The organism is Verrucomicrobiota bacterium (assembly GCA_037139415.1).
Taxonomy (GTDB): Bacteria; Verrucomicrobiota; Verrucomicrobiia; order Limisphaerales; family Fontisphaeraceae; genus JBAXGN01.
In genome coordinates, this window is sequence record JBAXGN010000273.1 from 1 (window position 1) to 7,535 (window position 7,535).

General features: G+C 56.7%; 5 protein-coding genes. All 5 read right to left on the reverse strand.

The genetic code is table 11. The features are described from left to right. Nucleotides 1-252 precede the first annotated feature (252 nt). The 5 genes from WCO56_27825 to WCO56_27845 are packed head-to-tail and all read right to left on the reverse strand — an operon-like array spanning nt 253 to nt 7,372. Nucleotides 253-3,339: a type I restriction endonuclease gene (locus WCO56_27825; GenBank protein MEI7733412.1), complete on the reverse strand. Its 3,087-nt coding sequence runs from the start codon at nt 3,337-3,339 to the stop codon at nt 253-255. 50 nt (nt 3,340-3,389) lie between these two features. Then, nucleotides 3,390-5,192 carry an AAA family ATPase gene (locus WCO56_27830; protein MEI7733413.1) on the reverse strand — a complete coding sequence of 601 codons (1,803 nt, stop codon included), beginning with the start codon at nt 5,190-5,192 and terminating at the stop codon, nt 3,390-3,392. A gap of 12 nt (nt 5,193-5,204) precedes the next feature. Then, the gene (locus tag WCO56_27835; GenBank protein ID MEI7733414.1) at nt 5,205-5,384 is read right to left on the reverse strand and encodes a hypothetical protein; all 180 of its coding nucleotides are present in this window, start codon (nt 5,382-5,384) and stop codon (nt 5,205-5,207) included. Continuing rightward, on the reverse strand, nt 5,381-6,022 hold the full coding sequence (locus WCO56_27840) for a four helix bundle suffix domain-containing protein (GenBank protein ID MEI7733415.1): 642 nt from the start codon (nt 6,020-6,022) through the stop codon (nt 5,381-5,383). Before WCO56_27840 ends, WCO56_27835 begins: the two co-directional genes overlap by 4 nt. A 3-nt stretch (nt 6,023-6,025) precedes the next feature. After that, nucleotides 6,026-7,372 carry a restriction endonuclease subunit S gene (locus WCO56_27845; protein ID MEI7733416.1) on the reverse strand — a complete coding sequence of 449 codons (1,347 nt, stop codon included), beginning with the start codon at nt 7,370-7,372 and terminating at the stop codon, nt 6,026-6,028. Nucleotides 7,373-7,535 lie beyond the last annotated feature (163 nt).

The window sequence follows — 7,535 nt, forward strand, 5'->3', positions numbered from 1 at the left end:
CGCCTGGTGTTCAAATTGGTATCAAGCTAAATCTGGCAGATGCGGTGTTCTGAAATTATGTGGACATGTTGGAACGAAAACATCCGTAAATTCCGAGGTGTTTTCACTTCATGTTCACATAATCCTCATGTCCACATAATTTCCCTTATGTGTACGTACACATAAGGGAAAAAGTGACGGCATGGACGCGATGGACAGAATGGACGATATGGACGGCAATAGAGCTGCTTGGCGCTGGGTTATCGCTATGTCCTATTCGTTCACCGGAATAGAGTCGTAAATCGCTTTTGATAAAACGGCAAAGGCGGCACTGCCGAACTCCTTGTCATCCATGTACCGGGTGACGATCTTATCGTTGTCAGCCATGCGCTGAACCATCAGGTTTTCAATAAGCTGCCGCAATCCGAGTTGGAATTTGTCGAACGGATTGGCGCGGCGCAGCTTGATGACCTGCTCATTACTGGTGGCCTTTTCGCGAATTTGTTCAAAAAAGAAGCGATCCTCGTCGGTGAAGTTGGTGCCGAAGCGCTCGTTGAGAAGCTTGATGATTTCCGAGAGCGGAACCTTCTCCTCTTTGACTTTACCCGTGCCAACGTCGGTGGGGCTTTTCACGCCCTCGGGATCACCTTCATGCAGGGTGATTTCCCCGGAATAGATTCGCTGCAACCGATAATACTGGAGGCTCACCTCATCGCCGACCTTCACCCGTTCGGTATCGCGGTCGAGCGGCAGATGCGGCAGCAGGAAGCGGCCATAGCTGTAAAGCATTTCCAACGCGGGATCGCCGTAGGGCATGATCTGACTCATGAACGAATAAATATTCACAAAGCCATTCAACTTTTCCCGAAAGTCGCTGCGCTTGGGTTCATCCTGAAGCGCCTTAAACCGATCCACTGCGGGTTGCAGGTGCAGTTGGAGTCCGGCGTGATCCTGGGCAGTCTGGCGGGCAACCGGTTTATAAAACACGCGGGCGAACGCCTCGACCTCGCTCCAGAAATACACCTGGGCCGCATCCAATTCGTGCTTTAATTTTTCCAACTGTTGCGGGTCTGAACCTTCCTGCAAACTGGTCGCGTCGTAGTAGGGTTTGAAGGCGCGATAGATGTCCTCCGCCTCGTTGACAAAATCCAGGACAAACGGGTTTTCCTTGCCGGGAATTTTCCGGTTCAACCGTGACAGGGTCTGCACAGCCTGGACGCCATCCAGCCGCTTATCCACATACATGGCGCACAACAACGGCTGGTCAAAGCCGGTCTGATATTTGTTGGCCACCAGGAGCACCTGATAATCCGGGGAGGCAAATCGCTCCGGCAATTGCTTTTCGCTGATGGGTTTTCCGCTGACACAATCCGTGTTCATGCCCGGCTCGGTATATTCGAGGCCGGTTTCGGGATCTTTCACGGTGCCGCTGAACGCGACCAACGGGCGGATATCCGTGTATTGGTTTGCAGTAAGGTAGCGCTCAAATGCCTGCAAGTAGCGCACCGCATGGAGACGGGAGGAGGTAACCACCATGGCTTTGGCGCGTCCACCCAGGTGGCGCATGACCTTCTGCCGGAAGTGCTCCACCATCACCTCGGTCTTCTGTTCGAGGTTATGCGGATGCAGGCTCATGAATTTGGCCAGCGCCCGCGCCGCTTTCTTCTTCGGCAAATTCGGATCGTCCTCAACCGCCTTCACCAACCGGTAATAGGTGGCGTAGGTGGTATAGTTTTTCACCACATCAAGGATAAACCCTTCCTCAATGGCCTGCCGCATACTGTATAGATGAAACGCCTCCGGTTTGCCACTTGAACCCTGACGGCCAAACAGCTCAAGGGTTTTACCTTTGGGCGTGGCGGTAAATGCGAAGAAACTCAGGTTCGGCTGGCGTCCGCGCGACTGCATCACCTGGTTCAAGCGGTCTTCCCATTCCGGTTCATCCTCGGCGTTCTCCGCGCTGGCTGCCGCCCCCAGAATTGCCTTGAGTTCCCGCGCCGTCTCGCCGCTTTGGCTCGAGTGCGCCTCGTCCACAATGATCGCATAGCGACGCCGGGCAATTTCCGTCTCCCATGCCCTGGCCTGTTGTTGCTCTTCCTCGGTGGCCTGTTCCTGGCGCTCCGCGCCTGCGGCATGGAGCAGGCCGCGCAACACGAAGGGGAATTTTTGCAGCGTGGTGATGACAATTTTGGTGCCGTCAATCAGGGCGGCCGCCAGTTGTTTGGAATCCTGGTCAATGGCCTTCACGACCCCCTGGGCATGTTCGATCTGGTAAATCGCGTCTTGCAATTGCCGATCGAGCACCTGCCGATCGGTAATGACCACCACGCAATCAAAGACTTTGACATCGCGATCATCATGCAGGCTGGCCAGCCGGTGCGACAACCAGGAGATGCTGTTGGTCTTCCCGCTACCGGCGGAATGCTGGATGAGATAATTGAAACCAGGACCTTCATGGCGCGAGCCTGCCACCAGTTTCCGCACGGAATCGAGCTGGTGATAACGCGGAAAAACCATGGTTTCCCTGGTTGCCAGGCGCGAACCACCGCGCCCGACATCCAGCTTTTCCTCCTTCTTTTCGAGGAACAGGAAGTGACCCAGAATATCCAGGAAACTCGCGAATTGCAGCACGTCCTCCCAGAAATAGCCGGTGCGGTAACCGGATTCGTGCTGCGGGTTGCCCGCGCCACAGATGATTTTCCCCGGATGGCTGCCCCGGTTAAAGGGAAGGAAATGCGTTCGTTCACCAGCCAGCCGGGTCGTCATGTGGACCTCATCCGGATCGGCGGCGAAATGCACCAGTGCGCGTTTCTTGAAATCAAATAACGGGGCACGGGGATCGCGGTCCTCCCTATACTGCCGCACGGCATGACACCAGTTCTGGCCCGTGCCGGGATTCTTCAACTCAATGGTAGCCACCGGCAGCCCGTTCACCGCCAACACCATGTCGAGGGTGCGGTTGTCACCAGGGTGACACGGCACCTGACGCGTCACCGTCAACCGGTTCTTGCTGAATAGCTCCCGCACCTCGGCGTTGGCGCCGTGGGCGGGTTTAAAATAGGCGAGCCGAAACGTCTTCCCGTAGAATTTAAACCCATGGCGCAAGACGTGGAGCGAACCTTTGGCATCCAGCTCCTTAACCAGCGTGGTGAGCAATAACGCCTCCAGTCCCGCCGCATGGAGCGTTTTCATCTCCGCCCAGAGCTTGGACTGGGTATCCTGGATAAAGGCGAACACCTGCGCTGGGAAGATGGCCCGTTCCTTGTCCCAATCCGCGTTGGTGCCGGACTTCCAGGCACCTTTGGAGAGCAGGATTTCCTCAACGTAGGTTTCGAAGGCTTTTTCGGTGGTTTGGCTCATGACATCAAATAAGAATTCCATGCTTTCGCCTCTGCGCCCTCGCTTAACGGTTATTCCGTTGTCAATACGTCTGGTGGGTTGACGGCACGAAACAACGTTTCCAAAAGATCCAGCTTCGCTTTAACTTCGTCAGGAATCCGGGCGGGTTCCGCCATAGCCACCAAGCGGTGCAGCTCCCCTTTGCGCAACAGCATCGGCAGACTGACCTGAGCCGCAAGTCGGCGGAAGAACTCTTCGGCAAAGGTGCTGAGCTTCTGCCGTTCGGTTTTTGTCTCCCAAATCAACCGGGCAGCCTCCGGCGCGGCCTGCCGGTACACGTTAAAATCACGCTCGGAGCCGCCAAAAATTTGTTCACGCGTCAAGTCGTCCAGCACCTTTTGGATCGCGAGGCGGTGGCCGTCAAACAGGTCCATGTCCTGATAGACACCAGTTGCGTAGGCGGCGAGCAATTCCGGCGTGATGAAATAGTTTTCGGCCTCGTAACGCTGCCAATAGGTGATAAACAACCCGCATTCTTCGCTTCCGATTCGTCCCTTGCCGTCATTATCGAGGATGGCCACCCCACGAAGCTGAGGCAGCAGGCCGCGCAAACTGAAGAAATGAGTTTTGGGGGTGACGCCAAAACCGCCTTCAACACGCTCCAACTCACTGGCGAGAGAAGTCTCTGGAAAGTTGTCCTGCACGTAATAGGCATTGACCCGCTCATCCCAGATTGTTGCCACCGGATGCCCAGTGCGCTCGGCCAACACCCGGAGCATATCCACGTCCGTACTGCCCTCCACATAGAGCACATAACCCCGTTCGCGCGCTTTGACATAGTGTTCCGCTCCGTAGTGTTTGAGCGCATTACGAATGGCCGTTTTTGCGGCCAGGTCCTCCGTCTTACCCTCCAAGAGCAGTGTGAGGTTATGATCCAGCGCTTCATCCAGAATGACTTCCGAATGCGTCACCAGCACTACTTGCGAGCCGTTGTCATGCGCGATTTCACGCAGCAGCACATACACCTGCTTCTGGCGGAGGATTTCCAAATGCGCGTCCGGTTCGTCAATCAGGAGAACACTCCGCTTATGGGAGAACAAGTAGGCGAAAACCAGCAGTAACTGTTGGAAGCCGCGTCCGGCCACAGCGACATCGAGTTTCTCCTTCACACCGGACTGTTGGTAAAAAAGTTCGATGGCACCCCGGGCGGTTTCCTCGGGTATTCCGAGTTCAACGGAAAACAAACGCCGCATTAAGCCGGCGACCTTCGCCCAATCGGCCGGATTCTCCCGCGCCACGATCAGACACAGGTTGCGCAGCACTTGGGCGGTTTCTCCCTGGCCGAGCAGGACATTGATCCGGCCCGACTTGAGCACCGGCTCCTCGGTTGTGAGTCCAGACATGGGGTAGAGCAACTCGACATTAATGCTCGCCGCATGTCTTAAAAGCTCCAGGTCCGCCAGCACCGGTTCGTCCGGAGTGCAATAAACCAACTCGTCCCCTTGGTGGCGGAACTTTAACTTGACCCGCACCACCTGCCCCTTCCAGAAAAGCCCGACCGTGATGGACATCGGCACACTTTCGCGGCCGGAATGGACCCGGGTGTTATGCCAAAAATAGCGCGTTTTCCGCACTGGCACGGCGGTGATGGCCAACCGGTTGAGCGCGGTGGCTTGCCGTTCCTTGGCGGTCGTTTCCTGTTTGGCATCCAACCAGGTCTTGATCGCCTGCGACCATAGTGCGATCGCCTGGATGGCGCTGGTCTTGCCGCAGTTATTCGGGCCGATCAAAACCGCCGGGTGGTCCAATTCCACGCGCTGGAGGCCGCCGAAGCGTTTAAAGTTTTCGATCTCGATAAAATGTAGCAGACGCATATTGAAAGGGAGTTAACCGGAAAACGTGGTTTTGCGCACGTCAATTTTTCCAGTGACGGCGGCGGTGATGAGGGCGGTGCGGTATTCCAGCAGACGCTCTACCACCGCGTTGGTGCCGGACTTCCAGCCGCCGCGGGTCAGCAGAATTTCCTCCACGCAGGTTTCGAAGGCTTTTTCGTTGGTTTGGCTCATTGGTTTCTGTGTTGAGTTCTGATCCGGTGCAGCCGCTCCGTGAAACCACCCGTCTTGGTGAAATCGGCGGCTTGGGCTTCGATCTGGCGGTCCAGCAGCGCGCAGGCTACGCCAATGAGCACCAGTGCGGCATTGGCTGCGATCTCGGGGTAGGTGGACGGGATGGACTCGATGGACTTTATGGACTGAATGGACGGGGGATTCTGGTTTGGTGGTCCATCTGGTCTATCTGGTCCATTCTGACCATGCACCTCACGAATCCACCCGGCCACTTCTTCTGCAGTGGCACAGCGGCGGGCCACCAATGATTGGCGGCGTGGGTCATGCTCCGGCCAGAGCGGCAGGCGGCGGTGCCGGAGGTAGTCCTCATAGTCCAGGCGCAGTTCTTCGAGGCTGGCGCGGGCCACGTTCGTCAGTTTCAGCTCCATTTTTTTCGAGGTGCCGCTGGCCTTGCTGCCCTCGGCGATGTTTTGTACGCCGCTGCGCGCGGCCTGCACCATCTGGTCGTGGGTGCGGCTGCGCGGGCTGATATAGCGGTCACAGAACCGCACGGTCACATCGTAGCAAAGCTGCGCGATCTGGAAGCTCTTGAGCTTCCGGTAGCCGCCGTGCTGCGGGATGAGCGGTTCGGGTTTCATGGCTCAGTTTTTGTTTCTGGGGGGCGTGCCCGGACCGGGCTTTATGGACGGGATGGACGGGATGGACGGGATGGACGGGATGGACGGGATGGACGAAATGGACTCACAGGGTGCCGCGTTCACTCCGCGCACGTCAATTTTCCCGGTGACGGCGGCGGTGATGAGGGCGGTGCGGTATTCCAGCAGACGCTCCACCGCCGACTCCACCTTCCCCACCAGTGCATCGAGTTTCGCCGTCTCCTTGTCCAGATATGCGGCGATGGCGAGTTGTTCGGGCTGATGCCCTTCGACAAACCAAGCAAAATAGTAGGGTGACACGGACTTTTTAATAGGAATGACACCTTTGATGTCCTGATTAATCGTCATTCGTTTTGTCGTGATCCCTACGGGGATGCTGTGGCGCAAGATGCCTGACCGAGCGACAAGCAGCATAGTCTCTGGCGGCACTGATGTGGTTGTGGTTTCTGTTAAGGCGAGTTCGGTAATATGATCAATAGTGTCAGTGATTCGGAAAGATTTCATGTCCTTTGGAGAAACCCAGGGAAGGTCACCACCCCAATATTCAGGCGTCTCCGTCGGAGGGGTACCGCCGCTTGTAAAACGGAATAGGTATTGTAATTTTTTCACCTCCCAATGCTTTGGGATGTCGCCGAGCCAGTCGAGGCCGGAGGGTTTGAGGGGCGGGTTTATGGGGAGGCTGGCGACTTTGGCGGCGGCAGGGGGCAGGCCGCGAGGGACGGTGCGGGAGATGACCGCGGTGCGCTTCTCTTTCAGTCGCTCGATCAATTCCCGCTTCTTCGCCACCAGCCGGTCAATTCGTCCCGTCTCCCGGTCCAGAAATGCTGCGATGGAACGCTGCTCGGCGGGAGGCGCGATTGGCAGCACGCAGTTGCCGATGAAATCCCAACTGGCTCGCGGCATTTTCGAGCCGTAGGTGGACGAATCTACGAGCTTGATAAAGCCGTCACTGAGCAGGGCGTAGCGAAGAGAGACGCGGTCGAACTCGACGCCATTGAGCACGAGTAACTCGGTGGAGCAGAGTCCGTCGAAGTCCGGGTTGCACGCCTTTGCCAAGTAGGGCCGCAGTTTCCCGAAGAGCGTGTGCCCAGCCTTGAATGCGTTGGCCGTGCCAGTGGGAACGACGTCTGGGTTGATGGGCAAAAGCCGCCCCGTCCAAGACTCAATGTTCTCCATCCCGATGTAGGGAACTGGATTCTCTTCGTCGGCTTCAACTTTCTTGTCCGTCAAATACGCAGCCATCTTGAGCCGCTTCACCGCCCAATGCACCGGGACGTCGTCGAGCCATTCGACGCCGCTGGGTTTGGTGCGCGGGTAAGCTGGAAGCTTCATGGCTGGCCTCCGTTCTGTGAATCCCAACGTACAGGTTGCGTCACCGCGCCACATCATCGTCACCTGACGCAACCCCGTTGGGGTTGATGAACAAATAGGCGATTCGTTTCCCAGCAACGGTGTTAATTTTTGCAACTGTTTTCGGTGATTTTTTTATCCGTGG